Below are 23,853 nucleotides of genomic sequence, written 5' to 3'. Positions count from 1 at the left end.
AGTGCGCTCGTGTCGCGAATAAGGATTGTGCTTTCGGGGGCGTGCGGCCGTGGCGGGTGCTTTCACAAGGCTTATTCGCGTTCTTTTTGTCCCTACCATCAATGAGCGAGAAGACCGAAGCGTCGGGGCTCTCCTCCGTTTCCGTCGACGCAGCCCTCGACGCACTCGAAGACTGGTACCACGTGCCCGCCCTGGGCGCGGTGCTCGCGTTCATGTTCTGGGTGCGCGTGCAAGCATGGGAGAACTTCACCCGGGACGGTCAGGTGTATCTCTCCGGGAACGACGCGTACTACCACCTCCGGCAGGTGACGTACACGGTCCGGAACTTCCCGGACACCATGCCGTTCGACGTCTGGACGAACTTCCCGAACGGCACGCTCGCGGGCCAGTTCGGTACGCTGTTCGACCAGCTCCTGGCGACAGTCGCACTGATTGTCGGTCTGGGGAGTCCGTCGGAGCAGACGATCGGGATGGTTCTCGTGATCGCGCCGCCCGTCTTCGGCGCACTGCTCGCGATCCCGGTCTACTTCATGGGGAAGCGCCTCGGCGGTCGGCTCGGTGGCGTCTTCTCGGCGGTCATCCTCGGGCTACTGCCCGGCTACTTCCTGCAGCGAACGCTGGCGGGTGCCGCAGACCACAACGGTGCGGAGCCGCTATTCATGGCGCTGGCCGTCCTCGCGATGATGGTCGCGCTGACGGTCGCAGAGCGCGAGAAGCCGGTGTTCGAGCAGTTCCTCGACCGCGATGTCGCGGGGCTTCGCCGGGTCGTCGGCTGGAGCGTTCTCGCCGGCGTCGCCACCGCAGTCTACATGTGGGTGTGGCCGCCGGGCGTGCTGCTTGTCGGTATCTTCGGTGCGTTCTTCCTCGTGAAGCTCGTCGGCGACTACGTCACCGGCACGAGCCCGGACCACGTCGCGGTCGTCGGTGCCGTTTCGATGGCGACGACCGGCCTCATGATGTTCGTGAAGATCGCGGAGAGCGGCTTCGGCGTCTCCGGGTTCTCATTCCTCCAGCCGCTGTTCTCGTTCGCGGTGGCGTTCGGCTGTGTGTTCCTCGCGTGGCTCGCCCGTGAGTTCGACGACCGAGAGCTCTCGACGTCCGGCTACGTCGGTGCTGTCGTCGGCATCCTCGTGGTGGCTGTCGGCATCATCGCCGTCGTCCTTCCGGACTTCTGGTCGATGCTTCAGGACCAGCTCCTGAACTATCTCGGCCTGAGTGCGAACGCGAGCAGGCGAACCATCGGCGAGGCGCAGCCCTTCCTGGCTCGGGAGGCCCAGTACGGTCTCGGGATGTTCGGCGTCATCTTCCTCGAGTACGGGCTGGCGTTCTTCTCGGCGCTCGTCGGCGCGGTCGCCATCCTCCTGAAGCCCCACGTCACGAGCGGGAGCCCCCGCCGCATCGCCGGTGCTGCGGCCGCTGTCGGGTTCGTCGCGTTGCTGTTCGTGTCGCCGCCGCTCGCGTCGTCCATCGGCGGCATCTTCGGACTGGGTGGACAGTTGACCGCGCTGCTACTGGTCGCCGGGACGCTGGCCGCGGTCGCGATGACCGGCGACTACGAGGCGGAGCAGCTTCTGGTCGTCGTCTGGGGGGCCTTCATCACGTCGGCGGCGTTCACGCAGGTGCGGTTCAACTACTACCTCATCGTGCCAGTCGTCGTGTTGAACGCGTACGTCCTGAAGGGCGTGCTCGGGCTGGTCAACCTCGACAAGCCGGCGTCGACGATCGAGGACGTGCGCTGGCATCAGGTGGCGACGGTGACGATGGTCGCCCTCCTGATTCTCGTGCCGGTCGCGGCACCGGCCGTCGCAGAAGCGACGAACAACGACTCGCAGCGAGGGTCGGCGACGCCGATTACGCTGACGAACAGTCAGGACCAGCAAGTGCCACTTCAGTCGGCTATCACGGTCGGGCAGAACAACGGTCCCGGTGGCGTCACCGAGTGGGCTGACGTGATGGAGTGGTACGACGAGCACACGCCGACCCAGGGGACGTACGACGGTGCAGACAACGCCGACGAGATGCGGTATTACGGGACGTACGCCCAGACCGACGACTTCGACTATCCCGAGGGCGCGTTCGGCGTGATGTCCTGGTGGGACTACGGTCACTGGATGACCGTCGAGGGCAACGCTGTGCCACACGCGAATCCGTTCCAGCAGGGTGCCACGACGGCGGCGAACTTCCTCCTGGCTGACAACGAGAGCCGGGCGCAGGCCGTCCTCGAAGGCATCGAGGAGGACGACGCGAAGAATCGGTACGTCGCAGTCGACTGGAAGATGATCATGCCGCCGCGGCCTGGTCTTCAGGCCGGCCAATCGAAGTTCGGTGCGCCGCTCGTGTTCTACGACGGCCCGCGAGACCTCTCCACGGGAGAGTTCTACCAGCAGGCGTACAACGCGCAGTGGGAGGACGGCCAGATCACGAACGCACAGTACCTCCAGCAGTCGCCGCTGCTGAAGAAGCAGGCGTACTTCGAGTCGATGATGGTCCGGCTGTACCGTTACCACGGCTCCGCGAAGCAGGCGCAGCCCGTCGTGCTGGACTGGCGGGAGACGCTGACCCGCCTGCGTGGGCAGCCGGCGGCGTTCGACGCGGCGACGAACAACACCCGCCAGTTCGATTCGATGGCCGAAGCCGAGGCGTACGTCCAGAACGACTCGACGTCCCAGATCGGCGGGTTCCAGGACCTGCCCCAGGAGGACATCGCGGCGCTCGAGCACTACCGGCTGGTGGGTGTGAGCGACGACCACACCGCGCCGGCGAACCTCTGGTACTTCGGCGGGGAGCTGAACCCGGCGTACTACCCGACCTCCGTGAAGATGTTCGAGCGGGTCGAGGGCGCTGAGGTCACGGGCACCGGCCCGGCGAACACGACGGTTCGGGCGTCGGTGGAGATGAACATCTCCCAGATGGTCAACGATCAGGGCCAGAGCCCCACGTTCACCTACACGCAGTACGCGGAGACGGGGGCGGACGGCGAGTTCACGATGACCCTGCCGTACTCGACGACCGGCTACGAGAACTACGGGCCGGAGAACGGGCACACGAACGTCTCGGTGCGTGCTGCAGGCTCCTACGAGTTCACGACGGGGAACCAGACCGCCGACGACGGGCTGACCGTCGTGGAGTACGCGAACTCCGCTGACGTCTCCGAGGCGCAGGTGCTCGGCGAGGGCGACGAGCCTGTGGCGGTGAACCTGGAGCGCCAGATTGTCGACGAGCCCGAGGGCGCGAACACCTCCGCGAGCGAGTCGCTGACGGCACCGTCGGAACTGGCTGACGCTGCCGACGGGAGCGAGGACTCGCAGTCCGGCGGCGTCGACCTGACGACCGGCGCGGTGCCGGCGCTCGCGGGCGCTGTGGCGCTCGGACGGCTGCGGTGATGGCGGTGCGGGAGTGGGCCGCGGTCTACCTGAAGGGCGCGGCGATGGGCGCGGCAGACGCCGTTCCCGGCGTTTCCGGCGGGACGATTGCGCTCATCACGGGCATCTACGAGCGCCTCGTTGGTGCCATCGCGTCCCTCGACCCAGGGGAGGCGCTGGCGCTACTCCCGTTGCTCCCGCGACTCGGCGATGCGAGCGCGCGCCGGGAGTTCGGCGACGCGCTGACGGACATGGAAGTGCCGTTTCTGGTCGTCCTCGGCGTCGGCGTGCTGACGGCTGTTGTCACGGTGGCGAACGTCGTCGACGTGGCCTACCACGAGTACCCCGGCCTGACGTTCGCGTTCTTCTTCGGCCTCATCGCGGCGTCCGTCGTCGTGTTGCTCGGTGAGGTGTCCGCAGACACGCCCGGCCGAATCCTGGCGGGCGTCGCGGGGTTCGCGCTCGCGTTCCTGCTCAGCGGGCAGGCCAGCGCGGACGTCCTCCCGGGGGGACTGGCGATGATGTTCGTCACGGGCGCGTTCGCCATCTGTGCGATGGTGCTGCCGGGCGTGTCCGGGTCGCTCATACTGTTGACGCTCGGGAAGTACGAGACGATGACGGGCGCGGTCAGCGAGGCGACGGACGCCCTGTTCGCTGGCGCACTCGGTGACGCCGTCGACCCGCTGTCGACGCTCGTGGTGTTCTCGGGCGGTGCGCTCGTCGGTATTCTGACGTTCGCACGCGCCGTGGAGTGGGCGCTCGACCACTACCGGGCCGCCACGCTCACGTTCCTCGTGGCGCTGATGGCGGGTGCGCTCCGGGCCCCGGCAATCAAGATCTCGGACGCGACGAGCGCGTGGACGGCAGCGTCGGTCGCACCGTTGCTCGTCGCGGGCGTACTCGGCGCGGGCGCGGTGCTGGCGCTGGACGCGACGACCGACGACCTCGACTACTGAACTTTTCTCGGCGGCCGTCGTAGCACCCGGTATGCAGGGCCCGTTCGACGACCAGACAGTCACGCGAGTGGCGGACACGCTGGGCGTGCGCGAATCGGTGCTGGCCGAGGCCGCCGAGTCGGTGCAGGCCGCGGTGTCGGAGTACCCGGGTGTGAGCGTCGACGGCCTCGTCTACGAGTGGCGGCAGGCGTTCGCGGACGACCCGCTCGTCGAGCGCACGCCGACCGCGTGGGTGCTTCGGGTGCCCGAGCGCGTCTGGCGGGACGTGACGGAGCGTGCGGGCGTCAGGGACGACGTGGAGCCGGCGTTGCGGGCGCTCCACGGCACCGAGACGCCCGACAATATCGAGGAGACCGAACCGGACGACACCGAACGGGTGGCACTCGTTCTGTCGCGCGTCGAGTGAGGCGGTCGAGTCAGCGGAGGTCGGCGTCCGCCGGATGGTCTGCGTCGAACTCGGCGACGAGTCCGTCGAGGCGTTCGGGGTCGTCGTGGGCGACGAGTGGCTGGTCATCGGTCTGACAGGGCGCGTCGACGCCGAGGCGCTCGGCGACCAGGTCGGCAGTCGCTTCGGCCATCAGCCGGTAAGTCGTGAGCTTCCCGCCGACGACCGTGGTGAGGCCGGCGACGCCGTCGCGGTCGGCGTGGTCGAGCACGTAGAACCCCCGGGAGATGCCGCGGGCGTCCTCGCCGTAGTCGCTCGGACTGTACAGCGGTCGGACGCCCGAGTACGTGCGCACCACTCGGGCGTCGGCAGCGCCGGGGAGGAGTGCGCTGCACTCGTCGACGACCGTCTCGACCTCCACGGGCGTGGCGGTCGCGTCGTCCGGGCTGTCGATATCGACGCTCGTCGTCCCGAGGACGGCCGTATCGGCGTGGGGGACGACGATGTCGCCGTCGCTCGCGGGCCGACACCTGTTCAGGACGGTGTCGACGCCGGGGGCGTCGACCGTGACCATCGCGCCCTTGGCGGGATGCATGTCGACGTCGACGCCGGCGGTCGCGGCGAGATCGCCGGCCCACGCGCCCGCGGCGTTCACGGCGTGGTCGGCTTCGAGAGCCGTGCCGTCGGCGAGACGCGCACCGGTCACGCGGTCGCCGTCGGTCGTCAGCGAGTCGACCGGCGTGTGGGTCCGGACGGTCGCGCCGTGTTCGCGGGCGTCGGCCGCAGTCGCGGCGACGAGTCGGGACGGGTAGACGACGCCGTCCGGGACGGCGGCGACGCGCTCGGCGTCCGCAGCGAGTGTCGGCTCTCGCTCGCGAGCGGTCTCCCCGTCGGCGACGGAGACGGGGACGCCGGCGTCCTCGCAGGCGGACACTTTCTCGTCGAAGTAGTCGGGGTCGTCGTCGGCGAACTGGACGAAGAAACCGCCGGTGTCGCGGATGCACGCGCCCGCGACCGCACGGAGAGTCTCGTTCTCCCGGACGCACTCTCGGGCGTCCTCGGGGCTGGTGTCGGCGTAGCGCGCGCCGCTGTGCAGGAGGCCGTGCGAGCGCCCGGTCGTGCCGCTTCCGAGGCCGCCGCGGTCCACGAGTGTCACGTCGACGCCCCGGAGCGCGAGGTCGCGGGCGACGCCGGTACCGGTCGCGCCGCCACCGACCACCAGAACGCTGGTGTGTTCCGTCACGGCTGGCGCTTGGTCGGGTGTCTACTTGGGCGTACCGAGGTGTCACTGGGCACGGTGGTGACGATAGTCGATACGACCGCACGCGGCTCCGGAGGCCGAAACGGTCCGGTCCTTAGACGTCCTAGAACAGTCGATACGTCCTTGGTGTGTGGTGACGTAACACACTTCAGTCGGGGCGAGGTAACGTCTCATATGGGAGCGAGTACAGCCCACGGCCGACGGACGTACGAGTGCGTGAACTGCGCGGAGCGAACGACCAGCGACGAGTACGTCGGCGAGTGCCCGTCGTGTGGCGGCCGCATGCGCAACATCGCCGTGCCGCGAGCCCAGTAGCGACCGACGGCCCAGCCAGCCACCGCCCTCCACCACACTCCTGTCGCCAGAAGTAGTACCGCAGTCTCGTCGTTCGTTACTGCTCGGGCTCGGGCTCGGGTTCGGGACTCGGCATGTCCTCGTACGCGAGGTTCATAATCCACTGCGAGAAGGCGTCGCCCTGCGGGTCGACCTCTTCCTCGCCGACGAACGGCGACAGCATCTCGCCGGCCATCAGCAGCATGAAGTCGAGGTCGCGCTCGTCGACGACCGGCGTGATGTAGTACGTCGTGTTCCCGCCGTGGACGGTCTCCTCGCGTTCCACGAACCCCTTCTCCTCCAGCTTGGAGGCGATGCGGCTGCCCTTCCGGGAGGAGACGTCGAGGGCCTTCCAGAACTCGCTCTGGTGGATGCCGAGTTCCTCGCGGACGAGTTCCAGGGCGCGGCGTTCGTCCTCGGAGAGGTCGGCCTCCGTGACTTCGGCGCTCATGTACGCCACACGGTCCGCGACCCGTTTAAAGCTGGTCGTTCACGGGTTCGTACGCCGCTTCGCACGGCGGCCCGTCTGCGAACTCGTAGGCGACGCTGCCGTCGGCCGCCAGCGTCACGAGCGACGACGACCGCGTCCCGTAGCCGTCCCGGTGGACGCACGCGCCGGTCTCGTGACTCCGGAGCGCCGACTTCGCGGCCGACAGCCACTCGGCGGTCGACTCGTGGCCAGTGAGGGGTGCCCGGACGTCGCGGGACTTCTCCGTCCCCTCGTCGAAGCCGGCGTTCACGACGACGTGGACACCGGGGTCGAGCTCGTGGCGTTCGAGGCTGCCGTCCCAGACGGACAGCAGGCAGTCCTCGCTGTCGGCCAGCACCAGATTGAACCCCGAGTACGGCCGCTCGTCCAACTCGCGCGCCACCAGCTCGGCCGCTTCGGTGGCGCTCTCGGCCCCGAGCGCGTCCCGCACGAGCAGCCCCCGAGACCGGTCGCCCTCGACGTCAGCCCGCCGGTTCGTGATGCCGACGAACAGCCCGTCGTCCGTGACCCCCATCCACGTGCCGCCGGCTTCCCCGTCCCGCGGCATCAGGATTCCGGGGTGGTCGGGCCGGACGGCCGGCGGCTCCGCCGGTCGACCGAGCGCCTCGTCGCGGTTGGCCGCCACGACGAGCGGCGCGTCCTCGAACTCTCGCCAGGCGAACGCGAGCGTACACACGTCCGGGAGTAGACGGCGGCCGCACTTAGGTGTCGCCGACCAGGCAGTCTCTGGCCGCCGCCCGGTCGACCGTCCCCGACGGCGTCCGCGGGAGTTCGTCGACGACGGCGACCACGCGCGGGTGCTTGTAGCCCGCGAGTCGCCCCTCGCAGACTGACCGGAGTGCGTCGACCGACAGTGCCGCCCGGCCACTTTCAGGAGCCGGGACGACGAGCGCGCCGACCGTCTCCCCCCACTCGTCGTCCGGCACGCCGACGACGGCCACGTCGCCGACATCGGGGTGGTCGCGGAGCACGTCGGCGACCTCGGCGGGGTGGACGTTCTCCCCGCCCGTGACAATCTGGTCGGACTGCCGGCCGCCGACGTGCAGGAAGCCCTCGTCGTCCAGCCAGCCGCGGTCCCCGGTCAGGAGCCCGTACTCGCAGAACCGATCGGTCGTCGCGTCCGCTGATACGTATCCGGGCGTCACCGTCGGCCCCGAGACGGCGAGTGCACCGGTCTCTCCCGGTTCGACCGGCTCGCCGTCCTCGTCGAGGGCCGTGACCGTGGTGCCGAGCAGCGGCCGCCCGACGCTGTCCGAGCGGACAGGCACCTGCTCGGGCCGGAGCGTCGCCACCTGGGACGCGGTCTCGGTCGCGCCGTACGTCGGGCAGACCGGGACGCCGGCGTCCAGTGCGCGCTCGGCCAGCTCGGGCGGCGTCGGCGCGCCGCCGACGAGCGCGAACCGCAGCGTCTCGGGACAGCCCCCGGCCTCCAGCAGCCTATCGAGCATCGTCGGCACCAGCGAAACACCGGTGCAGTCGTAGTCGCCGAGGGCGTCCCGAACCGCCGCCGGGTCGAACCCCGGTGTCCGCACGAGCACTGCCGTCGTTCCGTACAGCGCCGATCGCAGGACGACCGAGAGCCCGCCCGTGTGGTACATCGACAGCGGGCACAGCCAGCGGTCGTCCGGGAGCACGCCGAGGCGGAACGCGGACGCGACGGCGCTCGCGCCGAAGTTCCCGTACGTCAGCCGGACCGCCTTCGGCGCGCCCGTGGTCCCCGACGTGAACAGCAGGAGCCGGGTGTCGGTCCACGCCGACGCGACGGGGTCGACGGGAGCGGGGTCGACGCCCGCGAGGCTCCGCACCTGCTGGCTGTCGTCGACGCTGACCGCTGGCGGCGACAGCGCGTCCGCGTTCGCGTCGGTGTCGGCCCCGCAGACGACCAGCACCGGGCTCACTGCGTCCGCCTGCTGGACGAGTTCTTCCCGAGAGAGGCGGGCGTTCAGCGGGACGAGGACGGCCCCGAGCCGCGCAGCCGCGAACACCAGCCGGACGAACGCCGGCCGCGTCTCCAGCAGCACCGCGACGCGGTCGCCGGCTTCGACGCCGAGTGCGGCGAGCCGTCCGGCGGTCTCCGCGACGGCGTCGTCGAGGTCGGCGTACGTCCACGCGCGGTCCGTCTCGGCGTCCACGAGCGCGGTCCGGTCGGGGTTCGCGGCCGCCTGCAGGTGGACCTCGTCACGCATCGCGTTCGACCTCCACGCCGTGCCCCGGACCGTCAGGGACCCGAATGTGGCCGTCGGCGACCGGCGTCGGGTCGGCCGCGAGGTCGTCGGCCAGTCGGTCCGCCGTGGCGAGCCCGCAGGTCGGAACGTCCGGGACGCTGGCGGCGAGGTGGACGGCCGCGGCGCGCGCGACGGCCGCGTCGATGGTCGTCGTAAACACTGGCTCGACGCCGGCGTCCCGGGCGCGGACGGCGGCCTCGCGGGCGCGGTCGACGCCGCCGAGCGCCATCGGCTTGAGGACGACGTAGTCCGCAACGTCGAGGACGGCGTCGAGGTCGTGGTGGACGAGTGCCTCGTCGAGGGCGACGTCGACGGCGTCGATGCCGCGGTAGCCGTCGAGCGTCGACGCCGAGATTGGCTGTTCGAGGTACTCCAAGTCGATTTCGGCCAGGTCGTCCGCGATTCGCCGGGTCTGCTTCGCGCTCCACGCGCCGTTCGCGTCCGCGCGCAGCGTCACGTCCGCCGCCTCGCTGGCGGCCCGAAGCCGGGCGACGTCCTCTTCGACCGGGCGCGCACCGACTTTCACCTTCACCGTCTCGAAGCCGGCGTCGGCCGCGTCTGCCACCGCGTCTCCGGTGGCTTCGACGCTACCGTCGCCGACCGTCGCGTTCACCGGGACGGCGTCGGCGGGGTCGTCACCGAGTTCGCGCGCCAGCGACCGGTCTGTGCGTCTCGCGCTGGCGTCGAGTCGGGCGAGGGAGACGCCGTGACGGGCGGCAGGCGTACCCTCGCAGGCGGCGAGTGCTGCGTCCCAGTCGGCGGCGTCGGCGGCCTCGCGGAGCGCCTCGCCGCACGCCCCGTGGGGCTCCGTCCAGCCGGGGAGCGGCGTCGACTCGCCGAGGCCACCCTCGCGGTCGAAGAGGAACCCCGTACGGGCGTCGATGGTCCCCGAGGCCGTCGACAGCGGCCGAGACAGGTCCAGAGAGAACGGCCGTATCATAGCGCCAGCCCCACGGCGAACAGCCCCGAGTACGCCGCCAGCAGCTGACCGGTCCGGGTGAGCGCGGGGTTCAGGGCGTCCCCGTCAGTCCGCTCGAAGATCGTCTGCGTGACCGAGGCGGCGAGCGGGAGCGTGAGCAGCGGGAGGAACACCGCCGGGCTGTATCCCTCGAGGTAGAACCAGACTGGCGTGACGTACGCGAGGCCGAGCAGGCCCGCGTACTCCAGCCGCGAGAACCGGTAGCCGAACCGGACTGCGAGCGTGCGCTTGCCGGTCGTCTCGTCCTCGTCCTTGTCCCGGACGTTGTTCACGACGATGATGTTCGTGGAGATGGCTGCCACAGGGAGGCTGGCGACGACCGCGGCCAGCGGGAGCGTCCCTGTCGGAATCGCCGTCGCCAGCGGGTCGGCGAGCACGGCGGCGGCCTGCACGTAGAACGTTCCCGTGACGGCGATGACGCCAAAGAACAGGAACACGAACAGGTCGCCGAGGCCGTGGTACCCCAGCGGGTAGGGGCCGCCGGTGTACGCGAACCCGGACGCGACGGACAGCAGGCCGATGACGAGAATCGGCAGGCCGCCGACGTAGACGAGGTAGACGCCGACGAGGACGGCGAGGGCGAACGTCGCATACGTCGCCTGCTTGACGCGCTCCGGCTCGATGAGGCCGCCGGCCGTGACGCGCGTGAACCCCTCGCGGTCCTCGGTGTCAGCGCCCTGCACGGCGTCGTAGTAGTCGTTCGCAAAGTTCGTCCCGACCTGGATGAGCGCCGCGCCGACGAACGCCGCGAGCGCGGGCAACACGGCGAGCACCTCGGCGTGGACCGCAAGCCCCGTTCCGACGGCGACGGGGGCGGCGGCGGCCGGTAGCGTGTGCGGGCGTGCGGCGATGAGCCACGCCTCCCGCCGAGAGACGTCAGCTGTCTCGGTCATGTCCCCAGATTGGGCGAGCGCGCCCATAGCGGTGGTGGTCCCGGCGCTCGCAGAGTGGTTTCGTCGCTCCGCTTCAGAGCCCGAGTTTCACGAGGGCGTACCACGTGGCCGTCGGTACGACGCCAGCCGCGGCGATAGCTCCCGTGACCGCGACGGACTCGGGCATCCCCGCCGAGAGGAGTGTCTCGCCTGCTCCCCACACGCCGAGCCCGGTGGTCACGCCGAGCAGGGCGTAGCCGAGACGCTGGTGCTGGAGGTCAGTTTCGAGTACGTCCCGGATGTCGGCTGCCGCTATCATTGCCAGCACGTAGAGACACGGGCGGCAAAGCAGTGGCGGTCACAGCGGTTCCGCGGCTGGTCGGACGGGTGAATCGGCCGGACGACATATGTAGGTCCAGTGCATCGGTCGTTGTCGTGACACTGCTCGGGGGGGTGTCGTCGAGCCGGCCCGCTTGGCGGCTCGTCGAATTCGCCGTTGTGCTGGCGGCAGCGGTCGTCGTCGAGGCCGTGGTTCGGGTAGCTACGGGAGTCGGCCTCACCCTCCCGTTCCTCGCAGGGCTCGTGACGTTGCTGCCGTTTCTGGCCGGAATCGCGTACGCCGGCCAGTGGCTGGCGGACTCGAAGGTGGACGCCGCCCGCCACGGTCGCGTGCTCCGGTGGACGACCAGTTCGGCAGCCGCGTCGGTCGTGGTGAACGTCGTGTTGATGGCCGTGCTGCCGGTCGCGTCGACGATGCAGGCGGTCGCGTGGCTGCGGTGGGCGCTAGTCATCGGCGCTGGCGTCGGCGCGCTCATCGGCGTCACCGAGGCCCGAGCCGTCCAGCACGCCAGCGACGCCGCGCGCAGCGAGACGCGCGCGGCGCACTTCGAGCGCGAACGGGACCGCCTCGACTACCTGAACAGCCTGCTCCGCCACGAGATTCTCAACGCCACCAACGAAATCTCGGGGTACGCCAGACTGCTCCACGAGAGCCACGAGCCGGGCAGTCGCGTCCACGAGTTCAGCGGCCGCATCGACAGCCGAACGAGCGCGCTCACGTCCGTCATCGACGACGTCAGCGTGCTCCTGCAGGCGTCCCGGGAGCCGGACGACGTCGGCACCGTGGACGCGGTGGCCGTCGTCCTCGACGAGACCGCGCGGCTGGAGGACACCTACGACGCCGCGGACGTCTCCGTGGACGCGCCGGCCACGGCGACGGTGGCGGCCGACTGCCTCGTCTCCCGGGCAGTCCGCGCTCTGCTGGAGAACGCCGTGGTCCACGACGACGCGACCGAAACCAGCGTCTCGGTCACGGTCGACGCGAGCGTGGACTGGGTGACAGTCCGGGTGCGAGACGACAGCGGCGGTATCTCCGAGGACGCAGTCGAGTCGCTGTTCGAGCGCCCGTCGCGACGGACCGCCGACCACCAGCTCGGGCTCTACACCGCCACGAAACTCGTGGAGGGATACGGCGGTGACCTCGAACTGGTCGAGACCGGCGACGACGGGTCGACGTTCGAGGTGCGGCTACCGGCTGCAGGTTCGAACCCCACGGTCGAGCCACAGCACGGCCCGAAACAGCCGGTCGACCTCGGCTGACCGGTTCGGCGAGTAGCCGCCGACCCGAGCGTCGAAGAGCGTCGGTCGGGCGCGTAGGGCCTCTGTATCTCCGGCTCGACTCCGAGAAAGCCGAGCTTAGCTCCGTCGCCACGCCTCGGACCCGCAGCGAACCGGCAGTACGGCAAATACGAGTTCCGAAACCCGCGAAACCCGGCGTTACTCGCTTAAGTATCTCCCCGACTTTTCCGTCTCATGAGCGAACACTGGCCCGTGGTGTTCGAACGAATGTCCGGAAACGACAGTGCAGAGGACGGTCCACAGAGTTCGCGTCGAAGCGTGCTGAAAGCCGGCGGTGCCGCGACAGTCGCCTCCCTGTTCGGAGTCTCCGGGAGCGCCGTCGCCCGGCAGAACGGCGACACCCAGGGCGGGATGTCCGCCTGGGTGTTCAACGACGAGGTACGCCCGGGTGCCGCCTTCCGCGTCGCGTCCCCGGAGCTCGCCGACCAGCCGAACGTGAACGAAGCTGTTGCCGGCGCGCTCCCCTCGGGGTCGACGACCCGGATAATCGAGTACTTCAACACGCAGGAAGAGGCGACTCTGCTGTTGCCAGAGGACGCCGACGTCGAAGCGGGACAACGCTACCAGTTCACCGAGACGATGACGTTCGTCGAGGGCGCGAGCGGCGAGGGGCTCGTCCGGGTCGAGTTCCAGCCGATCGAGAACGACGAGTTCTCCTTCGACCTCGTCGAGAGTGACGAGATCGAACTCCTCGACGAGGGCGGAGAGGGAGCCGTTCGCCCGCGGAACTTCTCCGCCGGGTCGATTTTTCGCGTGACCTCGGGGCCACAGGGCTGGGTGCCTGACGACATCGAGCAGAGCGGCTACTTCACCGAGTACAACACGCTGCACGGCGAGTACCTCGGGACCGACGACGAGTTCCTGTTCTTCCCGCAGGAGGACGCCGAGGTGGAGACCGACGCGCTCTACACCGTGGAGCAGGAGTGGGAGATGTTCGACCCAGTGGGGAACCTCGTCGCCGTAGAGTTCGACCGCGTCGAGGAGGACAGCGTCCCCGTCGACGAGGAGTACCTCTGACCGAGACCGGTCCGACCTACTGACTCCGGGGCTGGCGGCGGCCTGCCGTGACGGTCGCCGGTTCCCGCGACACGCGACGGAGGGGTCGGGCGCGCTCGCTCAGTAGTGCCAGGGGTAGTCGTCGAAGTCCGGGTCCCGTCCTTCGAGGAAGGCGTCCCGGCCCTCCTGGGCTTCGTCAGTCATGTACGCGAGCCGCGTGGCCTCACCGGCGAACGTCTGCTGGCCGACCATGCCGTCGTCGGTCATGTTGAACGCGTACTTCAGCATCCGCATCGCCGTGGGGGACTTCCCGGTCATCTCGTCGGCCCACTCCAGGGCCGTCGCCTCCAGTTCGTCGTGCGGCACGGCCTCGTTGATCATCCCCATGTCGGCGGCCTCTTCGGCGTCGTAGGTCTTCCCGAGGAAGAATATCTCGCGGGCCTTCTTCTGGCCGACCTGCTTGGCGAGGTACGCCGACCCGAAGCCGCCGTCGAAGCTCGCGACGTCCGGGTCGGTCTGCTTGAACTTGGCGTGCTCGCGGCTCGCGAGCGTCATGTCACAGACGACGTGGAGACTGTGGCCGCCGCCGACCGCCCACCCGGGGACGACAGCGACCACTGGCTTCGGCATCGTACGGATGAGCCGCTGGACTTCGAGGATGTGCAGCCGACCGGCCTTCGCTTCCCGGACCTGGGGGTCGTCGTCGCTGGCGGCTTCGTCGTCGCCGCGGTACTCGTAGCCCGAGTCGCCCCGCACGGACTGGTCGCCGCCCGCGCAGAACGCCCAGCCGCCGTCCTTCGAGGACGGGCCGTTGCCAGTCAGGAGGACACACCCGACGTTGGCCTGCTTGCGCGCGTGGTCGAGGGCCGTGTACAGTTCGTCGACCGTGCCCGGCCGGAACGCGTTCCGGACGTCGGGGCGGTCGAAGGCGATGCGGACGGCCGGCACGTCGACCCCGCGGTGGTACGTGATGTCGTCGAAGTCGAAGCCGTCGACGGTCGTCCACGCGTCGGCGTCGAAGGTGTCCGAGACCATACCGGAGCGGTCGGCCGGCGCGCGCAAAAGGGTTCCCACCCGCAGCCTGAAGTGGGCCGGCAACGACCCGAGCGTATGGACGCTGACCGGGCGACGGCGGACGGGTCGAGTGGGACAGACGGCTGGCTCGCGGCGGCCGCCGGCCTCGTCGCCGGCGCGCTCGGCTTCGCCGCGGTGTTCGGCGTGACGGCCCTCCAGCAGCGCGACCGGGCCGCCCGCGAGCCCGACTTCGCGGACGCGCTCGCCGCGGCGTTCGGCTCTGACGCCGGCCGCGTGCTCTCGGGCATCGCTGACTGGCTGGAGCCCGACCCGACACAGGTCGTCGCGTGGGTCACGTACGCGAGCCACCGGATTCCGCTCCGGGTCGACGCCGAGGCGTTCGGGAACACCGCCCGGCGGACCGTCGACGTCCAGTCGCTGTCCGTCTGGAGTGACTTCCTCGCGTACCTGCCACCGGTCGTCCTCTTCGCGGCCGGCGTTGCTGTCGTCGGACTCGCCGGCGTCGACCGGCTCTCCCGGGCGTGGCAGCCGGGCGTCGCGGTCGCCGCGGGCTACGTGGCGGCCGCCCTCGTCGCGTTCCGCGCCGCCAGCTACGAGCGCAGCCTCGGCGTCGCCGCACTGGCGGTCGCACCGGACCCCGTCACGGTCGCCCTCCACACCGCCGCCTACGCCGTCGTGTTCGGGCTCGGGGGCGCGCTCGCGGCCGCCATCGTGCGGTCAGCGCTCGCCGACGGCTGACTGGAGGCGCTCGCGCTCCCGGTGGCTCGCGGCGGCGTCGGTCTCCACCTCGATGACCTGCGTCCCGGGCGCGCCCACGGAGTCCCGGTACGCCGTGCGGAAGCCGTCGACTGACTCGACGCGCGCGAACTCCAAGTCGTAGGTGTCGCCGGTCGGCGCGAAGTCCAGGCCGTGAGGGGTCTTGAACTGGCCCGTGAACGGCGGGTCGAAGGACTCGATTGGGAGCATGTGGAAGATGCCGCCCCCGTCGTTGTTCACGAGCACGACCGTCGCGTCGACGCCGCAGCGCTCCAGTGCGAGCAGGCCGTTCGAGTCGTGGTAGTACGCGAGGTCGCCGGTCAGCACGACCAGCGGCTCGTCGGTCGCGCTGCCGGCACCCAGCGCCGAGGAGACGACGCCGTCGATGCCCGACGCGCCGCGGTTCCCGAGCACGGTGAGGTCGGCGCTGCGGGGCTCGGCGAAGCGGTCGAAGTCCCGGACCGGCATGCTGTTCGAGACGAACACCGTCGCCGGGTCGGGCGCGTCAGCGGCGACCACGCGGGACACGTCGCCTTCGAGGAACGCGTCGGGTTCGAACGCCGCGACCGTCTGCCAGTAGTCGGCCTCCCGGTCGAGGACGCGCTCGGTCCAGGCTCCGGGCCCAGATTCGACGCGGTCGGCGAGTGCGCGGGCCGTCTCGTCCGGGTCGGCGACGACGAGGTCGGCGGCCGTGAACTCGGCCTCCCGCCACTCACCGGCCGGGTCCACGACGACCTGCCGGGCGTCGCTGGCCGCGAGGGCCTTCCGGAGCGGCTTCGAGGTCGGAGAGGCTCCGAACCGCAGGACGAACTCCGGCTCCGGGTCGAGCGCGGGCGCGTCCGTCGCGAGCAGGCCGTCGTAGCCGCCGACGACCGGCGCGTCCGCGACGTGCGGGCCGAATCGCAGGTCCGAGAGCGGGTCGGCGAACAGGGGGAAGCCGGTCGCGTCAGCAAGCGCGCTCGCGGCGTCGGCAGAGAGCCCGCCGTCATCGGGGCCGGCGACGAGCAGGCCGCGGTCGGCGTTCCCGGCCGCGTCGGCCAGCGCGTCGAGCGTCGACGCTCGCGGGGTGGCCAGTGCGTGGTCGACCGACACGAACGGCCGACCGTCCCGCCCGCTCGCAGCGAGCGGGTGGTCGTCGGCGAAACCCTCGGGCACGTCGCCCGGCACCTCGGTCGGCTCCAGGGGCTTCCGGAACGGGGCGTTCAGGTGGACCGGGCCGGGGTTCGCGCCCGTCGTCTCGCCGACGGCCCGACAGACGGCCGTCCGCAGCGAGCGCAGCTTCCGGTCGTCGGCCTCGGGCTCTGGGAGGTCCCGGTAGTGCCGGACAGCGTCCCCGTAGAGCTTCTGCTGGTCGACGGTCTGGTTCGCGCCCGAATCCCGGAGTTCCGGCGGGCGGTCGGCGGTCAACACGAGCAGCGGGACGCGGGCCTGATTCGCTTCCATCACAGCCGGGTGGAGGTTCGCGGTGGCGGTCCCAGACGTGGTGACGACGGCCGTCGGTTCGCCAGTGCGCTTCCCGCGGCCGAGCGCGAAGAACGCCGCCGAGCGCTCGTCGAGGTGCGAGTACACCGTGAGGTCGTCGTGGGCGTCGACGGCGACCGTCAGCGGCGTCGACCGGCTGCCCGGGCAGACGCAGACGCCGTCGACGCCGGCTCGCGCGAGCTCCTCGGCGACGGCGCGCCCCCAGAGGGTGTTCCGGTTCGGGACCGTCATTCCAGCTCGTCGAGGACGGGTCGGTACTTGAGCTGGACTTCGTCCCACTCGTCGTCGGGGTCGCTGTCGGCGACGATGCCGTTGCCCGCGAACAGCGTCACCGAGTCGCCGCTCGCGACGGCCGACCGCAGTCCCACACCGAACGTGCCGTCGCCGTCGGCGTCGAACCAGCCCACGGGCGCGGCGTACCAGCCGCGCTCGAACGCCTCCGTCTCCCGGATGGTGTCGAGCGCGGCCGCGGGCGGCAGGCCGTTGACGGCGGGCGTCGGGTGCAGCGTCGCCACCACGTCGAGAACGTGCGTTTCCTCGCCGACGGCGGCCGAGATGGGCGTCTCCAGGTGCTGGATGTTCGACAGCGTGCGGACGCCGCGGTCGCCGACGGCGACCTCGCCGAGTTCCTCCAGCCGGCGCGCGATGGTGTCGACGACGACGCCCTGCTCGTGGCGGAGTTTGTCGCTCTCGCGGAGCCGTTCGGCGAGCCGGGCGTCCTCGGCCGGCGAGTCGCCGCGGCCGACGGAGCCGGCCAGCGCCACTGTCTCCACGCGGCCGTCGCGGAGCGTGGCGAGGCGCTCCGGGGTCGCGCCGAGGAACGCCGCGGACTCGGTCGGGGCGACGAGGAACCGGAAGCACTGCGAGTACCGCTGTCGCAGGCGTTCGAGCAGGTCGCGGGGGTCGACCGGCGCGTCGAGGTCGGCGCGCAGCGCCGTCGCCAACACGACCTTCCGGAGGTCGCCGGCCTCGATGCGGGCGAGCGCGTCACGCACCCCGGTCGTCCACTCGTCTCTGCCCGGCGTCGGCGTGGTCCCCGAGACCCCGGGACGGGGGCCGCTCGGCCGCATCGCGGGCAGCGACTCGACGGCCTCTCGTGCGTCGGCGAGCGCGCGCTCGACGCCCGCCGCGGTCGCGTCCTCGCCGGCGCGAGCCACCGTCAGCCACGTCTCGTCGCCGACGCTCGCGAGCTGGCACTCCGGCAGCACGAACTGGGCGGCCGGGAACCCGGTCCAGGGTGCGCCCGGCTCGTGGTCGTCGAAGAACGCGAACCCGCCGAGGAGACGGGGACGAGCGGCCTCCGGGCCGTCGTAGTCGACGGCGTCGAAGAGGTCGTCGGCCCACGCCCGCACGGTCGCGAAGCGGTCCTCGCCAGACGCCGTCACGGCGGCCGCGGTGCCGGCCCCCGACACCTCGAGGCCGTCGGGGTCGGCCCAGTGGAATCCGGGCGCGTCCCGCGCAGCGAGGAACGCCCGGTAGGAGACGTCGGCGACCCGGCAGCTCCTGGCGACGACCGGCCCGTCAGCGGTCGTCTCCCCGGCAAGCGAACTCATTACCGCCCGTTAGGACTGCCGCGCCAAATAGCCTGTTCTTCGGGCTAGCTGTACCGCTGCTCGTCCCACGGGTCGGCCGTGTTCGAGTAGCCGCGCTTCTCCCAGTAGCCGCGCTCGGGTTCAGTGAGGAACTCGACGCCGTCCACCCACTTCGCGCCCTTGTAGGCGTACTTGTGCGGGGTGACGACCCGCAGCGGACCGCCGTGTTCGGGCGCGAGGTCGTCGCCGTCGAACGCCCACGTGAACAGCACCTCGTCGCGCATGCAGTCCTCCAGCGGGAGGTTCGTCGTGTACCCGTCGAGCGCGTGGAACATGACGTGGACGGCGTCGGGCTCGACGCCTGCGAGTTCCGCGAGGTGTGTGAACGAGACGCCCGTGAACTCGCAGTCGAGTTTCGACCAGCCGGTGACGCAGTGGAAGTCCTGACGCTGCGTGACGGTGTCGAGGTCCCGGAACTCGTCGTAGGACAGCGAGAGCTCGTCTTCGACGGCCCCCGTGACGGTGAACTCCCACGTCTCCGGGTCCCAGCTCGGGGTGTCGCCCTTCGAGAGCACGGGGAACTTCGAGGTCTCTCGCTGGCCGGGCGGCAGTCGGTCGTCGCCGAACTCCCGGTAGAGGTCGGTTACGTCGTCGACAGTCATAGCCGACTGTAGCGCCCCCGGACACGTATTCCTGCCGGAACGCCGACTCCAGACTCGCGAAACGCCAACGGGAGTTCGCGGTTCGCGTAGTTCACTTTTGCTTACCTGAAGAATGTCCCCCCGTCAGGCTTATCAATGGAGGCGTCGAAGCCTCTCCCGTTACGATGCCCACCGTCGAAATCAACATCCCCGACCAGATCGAGATGCAGATCGCCCAGCTCGTCGAGCAGGGCGAGTTCGTGAGCCGGGAGGAGGCTGTCGAACAGCTGCTGTCCTCGGGGATTCGTGCCTACAAGACCAGCGGCCCCAGCGACGAGGAGGAGGAGGGCGTCGGCTTCGAGAACGAAGGCGGCATGATGGGGCACGACGACGAGTACGTCTTCTAGCGTGTGAACCGGTCCCGGAGAACGCTTAAAACCACGAATTCCTTACGCTGACCCAATGCACAAGGACGAGCTCCTCGAACTGCACGAACAGATGGTCGACATCAAAGACCAGTTCCTCGGTTTCGACCACGTCGGCGAAGACGCGTTCGCCGCCTACGAGGAACTCGAAGTCGAACCCTCGCACGTCCACAAGTCCAAGAGCGAGCACAAACACGCAGTCTTCCTGCTCGGGAACGCGCTTGCCGCGGCCATGAGCGAAGACGAGTTCTCCAGCGCCGGCCGTATCAGCAAGCGGATGGAGGAGCTCGCAGACGACGCCTCGAACCAGCTGTAGCCGGCCCCGAACTGCGGTCGTCGCTGTTACTGCGAGACACGTTCTGAGCCGCTCGTCCGGCCCGAAAAGGCTTATACGCGCCCCTCGCATTCTCCCGCACATGCAGGCACGAATTGTCGAGCGAGTGGAGAACTGGGGCTCCCGGCCGTTCACGGGCGGAGTCCGGGAACTCCACGAGCTCGCGGACGCGGACTTCTCGGGCGCGGTGTCCGTCGGGGCGACGTGGCTGTTCCTGTTGAACGGCCGCGTCGTCGGGGTCTTCGGGGGCGAGGTCGAGGACGTCGTCGACGCCGACGGCACGGTCTACGAGGCACCCCACGAGTCGCTCGTGTTGCTGTACTCGATGCAGGAACGCGGCGGGGAGACGCAGGCGAAGTACTACACGAACGACACGCCGCTGTCGGAGGCGAGCGAGACGCTCTCCGACGCGAACTTCACGGGCTACATCGAACTCTCGGAGAACGTCCTCTCCGGCGACTACTACGTGGTGTACTACGGCGGCCGGTCGATGAGCGCGGCGTTCGTCGGTGCCAGCGAGGAGCTGATCACCGGCGACGAGGCCTTCGAGCGGGCCGACGACGAGGTGGGCGTCTACGAAGTGTTGAAGACACCGGTGAGCGTCACCGAACTCCCGCCGCTCGACGACGAGCGCGGAGACGAGTCGGAGGGTCAGAGCGACGCGGAGACGCCGTCCGCGACCGACGCGGACGACGAGGCCGCCGGCGAGGCGGACGCCAGTACGGCGCTGTCCACTGGAGACACGGAGGAGGGCCAAGACGACGAGCCACGCGAGGACGCTGCCGGCGACGAGTCCGCGACCCGGAGCCAGCCGCGCGCGGAGGCCGAGGCGTCCAACTCGGAGCCCCGGGCGTCCGGTAGTCCGAACAGTCGTTCGACCGACGCGTCCGAGCCGACCCGCCAGCCGTCTTCGTCCCGAGAGTCGACCGCCAACGCGGAGCAGACGCGCGCTGCCGGGTCGCGCGGAGCTACCGCCGAGAGCGAGGCCCGTGGGGCCGCCACCGAGAGCGAGTCAGTCGCCGCCAACGACGGCGGAACGGCGACCCAGGAGGGCGAACAGGCCTTCGACGAGGAACGAGAGTGGCGGAAGACGACATCGGTGCCGACTATCGACCCCGGCGACAGCGAGGGCGGCAGCGACGGCGACGACGCGAGCAGTGCGTCGTCCTCGGGGTCGAGTCGCTCCCGGAGCGCGAACACGTCCGCCGGGGCGCGGACGAAGCGCTCGCAGTCCCGGACTGGCGGCAAGTCCACCGTCGAGAAGCTGAAGCAGGCGGTCAAGCAGCGCGAGCAGAAACTCCAGGCGGCCAGCGAGCGCATCGACGCTCTGGAGGGGGAACGAGACGACCTGCAGGAACGCGTCGAAGCGCTGGAGTCCGAGCGCGGCGACCTGCAGGCGGAAATCGAGGACCTCGAAGCCGAACTGTCCGCGATGGAAGCCGCCGACGCGAGCAGCGACACGGAGCCGTCGGCGACGGACCTGAACGCGGTGGACGCGCTCTCGGGCACGAACCTCTTCGTGCGCTACGACTCGAAGGGGCAGCCGACGCTGGACGAACTCGACCGGTCGACGGACCCCGACGCGGTCAACGAGAACCTCCGCATCGACCATCACACGCAGTTCGACGCCGAGTCGGCGACCGTCGACGGCGAGCCGTTCGAGTCCTACCTCCACGACACGACCGTCTACCAATTCGTGTCGTGGGCAGTGCGCGCGCTCCCCTACGAGGTCAGGGACTCCGGCCACCAGTCGGGGCTCTCGGACCTCTACGAGGCGCTGCCGCGGGTCGACCGCGCGGAGCTCAACGGCACCGTCGACGTCGAACCCGACGAGGAGACGTCGGTCTCGCGGACGTTCGACGTGGTGCTTCGGGACCGCATGGGGAATCCGCTCGTGGTCGCGGACGTGAACACGGGCCGCGACCCGGTGACGGGCGACCAGATGGACGCGCTCGTCTCGGACGCGACTGCCATCCGGGAGGGCAGCGACGACCTCTCGGCGGCGATGTACGTCACGGGGTCGTTCTTCGAGCCGGCTGCGCTCGAAACCGCAGACGAGGAGACCAGCGGCGGCGGCTTCCTCTCGCGGAGCGACAGAGAGAGCTTCGTGAAGGTGGGCCGGAAGGCCGGCTACCACCTGTGTCTGGTCGAGGACCGGAACGACGCGTTCCACCTCACCGTCCCGGAGCTCTGAACAGCGACGCCCGCACTGGGCGGTTCACGAACGCAGAAAGCAGAAAGCGAGTTACTCGGCTTCCGCGGCGGCGTCGATCTTCATCGACTCCATCTTGTCGATGATCTCGTCGACTTTCCCGTCGAGTTCTTCGACGAACTCGTGGGTGCGTTCGGTGGTGATGGCACCCTGGCTGGACGGCTCGATGAGGTTCTCCTCTTCGAGGACGCGCAGCGAGTACCGGACCTTGTGGTGCGGGTAGCCCGTCTCGTTGGACATCTTGACGATGCCGATGGGCTCGTTCTCGATGACCATCCGGAGGACCTGCAGATGCCGCTCCAGCATGTCGACTTCCTTCTCAAGCCGGTCTATCATGACGTTTGTTAACTTGTCAGGGCGGGCCTTTAAAGGTTGTCACACCAGCGGGCGAGAATCGCGTCGCATCGGACTATGCGGGTGCTAGCAATTAACGATTGCGCTCCGGCACGAGACGCGGGATTCGCCGTCCGAGTGTGCGTGTTCGTGGACACTTTGAGCGGGGAGACCGTAACCGGTATCACGACTGTGGGTGAATCGTCGGGTATGACCGTCACTATCGTCGGCGCTCAGTTGGGTGACGAAGGCAAGGGCGGAGTCGTCGACCTGTTCGGCGACGCCGCCGACGTCGTCGTCCGGTATCAGGGCGGCGACAACGCCGGGCACACCGTTGTCGCCGGCGGCGAGGAGTACAAGCTCTCGCTGGTCCCCTCCGGAGTCGTGCGCGGGAAGACCGGCGTGCTCGGCAACGGCTGCGTCGTGAACCCCGAGACGCTGTTCGAGGAGGTCGACGCGCTCCGCGAGCGCGGCCTCGACCCGGACGTCCGCCTCGCGAAGCGCGCCCACGTCATCCTGCCGTTCCACCGCGAGCTCGACGGTGCCGAGGAGGCCGCGAAGGCTGACTCCGACCAAGAAATCGGGACGACGGGCCGCGGCATCGGGCCGACGTACGAGGACAAGGTCGGCCGCCGCGGCGTCCGCGTCGGCGACCTCCTGAACGAGGACGCGCTGCGCGAGCGCCTGGAGTACCTCGTGGACGCCAAGCGCGCCATCTACGAGGACGTCTACGGCTTCGACGCCGAGGACGCGGACGGCGCGTTCGACTTCGACGAGGTCTTCGAGCAGTGTCTGGCGTACGCCGACCGCATCCGCGAGGAGGACCTCGCGGTGAACGCCGGCGACTACCTCGCCGACCGCATCGCGGACGGCGACGAAGTGATGCTGGAAGGCGCACAGGGCACCAGCCTCGACATCGACCACGGGAACTTCCCGTACGTCACGTCCTCGAACCCGACGGCGGGCTACGCCGCCACTGGGTCCGGCCTCGGCCCGACGACCGTCGGGCAGGGCGAGGTCGTCGGCATCGTGAAGGGGTACCTCTCCCGCGTCGGAAGCGGCCCGATGCCGACCGAGCTGGACGGCGACCTCGCCGAGTACATCCGCGACGAGGGCGGCGAGTACGGCACCGTCACCGGCCGGCCGCGCCGCGTCGGCTGGCTCGACATCCCGATGCTCCGGCACGCCGCGCGCGTCAGCGGCTTCACCGGCATCGCCATCAACCACCTCGACGTGCTCGCGGGCATCGACGAGGTGAAAGTCGGGCACGCTTACGAGCGCGACGGCGAGACCATCGAGACGCTGCCCGCGACGACCGAGGACTGGGGCGAGTGCGAGCCCGTCCTGAAGACGTTCGACGGCTGGGCGGAGTTCGACCCGGAGACGGTCTCAGAGCAGGGCTACGACGCCCTCCCGAGCGAAGCACAGGCGTACGTCGAGTACGTCGAGGACGAACTCGACACCCCCGCCTACGTGCTGGGCGTCGGCCCCGGCCGCGAGGAGTCCATCGTTCGGCACAACCCCTTCGAGTAACTGCGACCCCAACTCGTTCCCGGAACGGTCACCACCGGCCCGGAACCCGCACGTTTTTGCCGGGCGGCCGCTA

At 69.9% G+C, this 23,853-nt stretch carries 23 protein-coding genes; 11 read left to right on the top strand and 12 right to left on the bottom strand.

Annotation, left to right across the window (positions count from 1 at the left end; all coding sequences use genetic code 11):
- The first annotated feature begins 101 nt into the window (after window positions 1-101).
- Genes BMW35_RS01620 through BMW35_RS01610 form a run of 3 tightly spaced genes read left to right on the top strand, consistent with a single transcriptional unit; the run spans window position 102 to window position 4,724 of the window.
- Window positions 102-3,383, top strand: coding sequence for an oligosaccharyl transferase, archaeosortase A system-associated (locus tag BMW35_RS01620; protein ID WP_089667429.1), 3,282 nt, complete (start codon window positions 102-104; stop codon window positions 3,381-3,383).
- Window positions 3,383-4,318: a DUF368 domain-containing protein gene (locus tag BMW35_RS01615; protein ID WP_089667427.1), complete on the top strand. Its 936-nt coding sequence runs from the start codon at window positions 3,383-3,385 to the stop codon at window positions 4,316-4,318. The genes BMW35_RS01620 and BMW35_RS01615 overlap by 1 nt, the downstream gene beginning before the upstream one ends.
- Before the next feature lie 31 nt (window positions 4,319-4,349).
- The gene (locus BMW35_RS01610; protein ID WP_089667425.1) at window positions 4,350-4,724 is read left to right on the top strand and encodes a DUF8048 family protein; all 375 of its coding nucleotides are present in this window, start codon (window positions 4,350-4,352) and stop codon (window positions 4,722-4,724) included.
- 10 nt (window positions 4,725-4,734) lie between these two features.
- Here the strand turns inward: BMW35_RS01610 and BMW35_RS01605 are convergent, their stop codons facing one another.
- Window positions 4,735-5,946, bottom strand: coding sequence for an FAD-dependent oxidoreductase (locus BMW35_RS01605; protein ID WP_089667424.1), 1,212 nt, complete (start codon window positions 5,944-5,946; stop codon window positions 4,735-4,737).
- Window positions 5,947-6,138: 192 nt separating this feature from the next.
- Between BMW35_RS01605 and BMW35_RS15205 the strand changes: the two genes are divergently transcribed.
- Window positions 6,139-6,279, top strand: coding sequence for a rubrerythrin-like domain-containing protein (locus BMW35_RS15205; RefSeq protein ID WP_143052122.1), 141 nt, complete (start codon window positions 6,139-6,141; stop codon window positions 6,277-6,279).
- 76 nt (window positions 6,280-6,355) lie between these two features.
- Here the strand turns inward: BMW35_RS15205 and BMW35_RS01600 are convergent, their stop codons facing one another.
- From BMW35_RS01600 to BMW35_RS01575, 6 genes are all read right to left on the bottom strand, one after another.
- On the bottom strand, window positions 6,356-6,748 hold the full coding sequence (locus tag BMW35_RS01600; RefSeq protein ID WP_089667422.1) for a helix-turn-helix transcriptional regulator: 393 nt from the start codon (window positions 6,746-6,748) through the stop codon (window positions 6,356-6,358).
- 25 nt (window positions 6,749-6,773) lie between these two features.
- Window positions 6,774-7,463: an NRDE family protein gene (locus BMW35_RS01595; protein ID WP_089667419.1), complete on the bottom strand. Its 690-nt coding sequence runs from the start codon at window positions 7,461-7,463 to the stop codon at window positions 6,774-6,776.
- A gap of 25 nt (window positions 7,464-7,488) precedes the next feature.
- Window positions 7,489-8,973: a class I adenylate-forming enzyme family protein gene (locus BMW35_RS01590; RefSeq protein WP_089667418.1), complete on the bottom strand. Its 1,485-nt coding sequence runs from the start codon at window positions 8,971-8,973 to the stop codon at window positions 7,489-7,491.
- Complete coding sequence (locus tag BMW35_RS01585) at window positions 8,966-9,952, bottom strand: mandelate racemase/muconate lactonizing enzyme family protein (RefSeq protein WP_089667417.1); 987 nt, start codon at window positions 9,950-9,952, stop codon at window positions 8,966-8,968. Before BMW35_RS01585 ends, BMW35_RS01590 begins: the two co-directional genes overlap by 8 nt.
- A complete protein-coding gene (locus BMW35_RS01580; protein WP_089667416.1) occupies window positions 9,949-10,884 on the bottom strand; it encodes a 1,4-dihydroxy-2-naphthoate polyprenyltransferase in 936 nt (311 codons plus the stop codon). The genes BMW35_RS01585 and BMW35_RS01580 overlap by 4 nt, the downstream gene beginning before the upstream one ends.
- Window positions 10,885-10,957: 73 nt before the next feature.
- Window positions 10,958-11,182, bottom strand: coding sequence for a hypothetical protein (locus tag BMW35_RS01575; RefSeq protein WP_089670315.1), 225 nt, complete (start codon window positions 11,180-11,182; stop codon window positions 10,958-10,960).
- A 116-nt stretch (window positions 11,183-11,298) separates the two neighbouring features.
- On the opposite strand from BMW35_RS01575, the gene BMW35_RS01570 reads away from it, so the two are divergent.
- Both BMW35_RS01570 and BMW35_RS01565 read left to right on the top strand, forming a co-directional pair.
- Window positions 11,299-12,462, top strand: coding sequence for a sensor histidine kinase (locus BMW35_RS01570; protein WP_177170750.1), 1,164 nt, complete (start codon window positions 11,299-11,301; stop codon window positions 12,460-12,462).
- A gap of 213 nt (window positions 12,463-12,675) precedes the next feature.
- Window positions 12,676-13,518, top strand: coding sequence for a twin-arginine translocation signal domain-containing protein (locus BMW35_RS01565; protein WP_089667411.1), 843 nt, complete (start codon window positions 12,676-12,678; stop codon window positions 13,516-13,518).
- A gap of 99 nt (window positions 13,519-13,617) precedes the next feature.
- On the opposite strand, the gene BMW35_RS01560 is transcribed toward BMW35_RS01565, so the two are convergent.
- Entirely contained in the window at window positions 13,618-14,532 is a 915-nt protein-coding gene (locus BMW35_RS01560) for a 1,4-dihydroxy-2-naphthoyl-CoA synthase (RefSeq protein ID WP_089667409.1), read from the bottom strand.
- 75 nt (window positions 14,533-14,607) lie between these two features.
- Here BMW35_RS01560 and BMW35_RS01555 point away from each other — a divergent pair, with 75 nt between their 5' ends.
- The gene (locus BMW35_RS01555) at window positions 14,608-15,270 is read left to right on the top strand and encodes a DUF7978 family protein (protein WP_089667407.1); all 663 of its coding nucleotides are present in this window, start codon (window positions 14,608-14,610) and stop codon (window positions 15,268-15,270) included.
- On the opposite strand, the gene menD is transcribed toward BMW35_RS01555, so the two are convergent.
- From menD to BMW35_RS01540, 3 genes are read right to left on the bottom strand one after another with little or no spacing between them, the layout of a single operon-like run.
- The gene (menD, locus tag BMW35_RS01550; protein ID WP_089667404.1) at window positions 15,250-17,001 is read right to left on the bottom strand and encodes a 2-succinyl-5-enolpyruvyl-6-hydroxy-3-cyclohexene-1-carboxylic-acid synthase; all 1,752 of its coding nucleotides are present in this window, start codon (window positions 16,999-17,001) and stop codon (window positions 15,250-15,252) included. The genes BMW35_RS01555 and menD overlap by 21 nt on opposite strands.
- Window positions 16,998-18,323: an isochorismate synthase gene (locus BMW35_RS01545; protein WP_089667401.1), complete on the bottom strand. Its 1,326-nt coding sequence runs from the start codon at window positions 18,321-18,323 to the stop codon at window positions 16,998-17,000. Before BMW35_RS01545 ends, menD begins: the two co-directional genes overlap by 4 nt.
- Before the next feature lie 44 nt (window positions 18,324-18,367).
- Window positions 18,368-18,964: a sulfite oxidase-like oxidoreductase gene (locus BMW35_RS01540; protein WP_089667400.1), complete on the bottom strand. Its 597-nt coding sequence runs from the start codon at window positions 18,962-18,964 to the stop codon at window positions 18,368-18,370.
- 164 nt (window positions 18,965-19,128) lie between these two features.
- Here BMW35_RS01540 and BMW35_RS01535 point away from each other — a divergent pair, with 164 nt between their 5' ends.
- From BMW35_RS01535 to BMW35_RS01525, 3 genes are all read left to right on the top strand, one after another.
- A complete protein-coding gene (locus BMW35_RS01535) occupies window positions 19,129-19,350 on the top strand; it encodes a DUF7120 family protein (RefSeq protein ID WP_089667397.1) in 222 nt (73 codons plus the stop codon).
- Window positions 19,351-19,405: 55 nt separating this feature from the next.
- Window positions 19,406-19,684, top strand: a complete 279-nt coding sequence (locus BMW35_RS01530; RefSeq protein WP_089667395.1) for a UPF0058 family protein — start codon at window positions 19,406-19,408, stop codon at window positions 19,682-19,684.
- 100 nt (window positions 19,685-19,784) lie between these two features.
- Window positions 19,785-21,896, top strand: coding sequence for a DUF7527 domain-containing protein (locus BMW35_RS01525; RefSeq protein ID WP_089667394.1), 2,112 nt, complete (start codon window positions 19,785-19,787; stop codon window positions 21,894-21,896).
- A gap of 51 nt (window positions 21,897-21,947) precedes the next feature.
- Here the strand turns inward: BMW35_RS01525 and BMW35_RS01520 are convergent, their stop codons facing one another.
- The gene (locus BMW35_RS01520) at window positions 21,948-22,250 is read right to left on the bottom strand and encodes a hypothetical protein (RefSeq protein WP_089667391.1); all 303 of its coding nucleotides are present in this window, start codon (window positions 22,248-22,250) and stop codon (window positions 21,948-21,950) included.
- Between the two features lie 207 nt (window positions 22,251-22,457).
- On the opposite strand from BMW35_RS01520, the gene BMW35_RS01515 reads away from it, so the two are divergent.
- Window positions 22,458-23,780: an adenylosuccinate synthase gene (locus tag BMW35_RS01515; protein ID WP_089667389.1), complete on the top strand. Its 1,323-nt coding sequence runs from the start codon at window positions 22,458-22,460 to the stop codon at window positions 23,778-23,780.
- The last annotated feature ends 73 nt before the right edge of the window (window positions 23,781-23,853 follow it).

Source organism: Halobacterium jilantaiense (genome assembly GCF_900110535.1).
GTDB classification, from domain to species: domain Archaea; phylum Halobacteriota; class Halobacteria; order Halobacteriales; family Halobacteriaceae; genus Halobacterium; species Halobacterium jilantaiense.
This window is presented reverse-complemented; position numbering and strand designations above follow the sequence as displayed.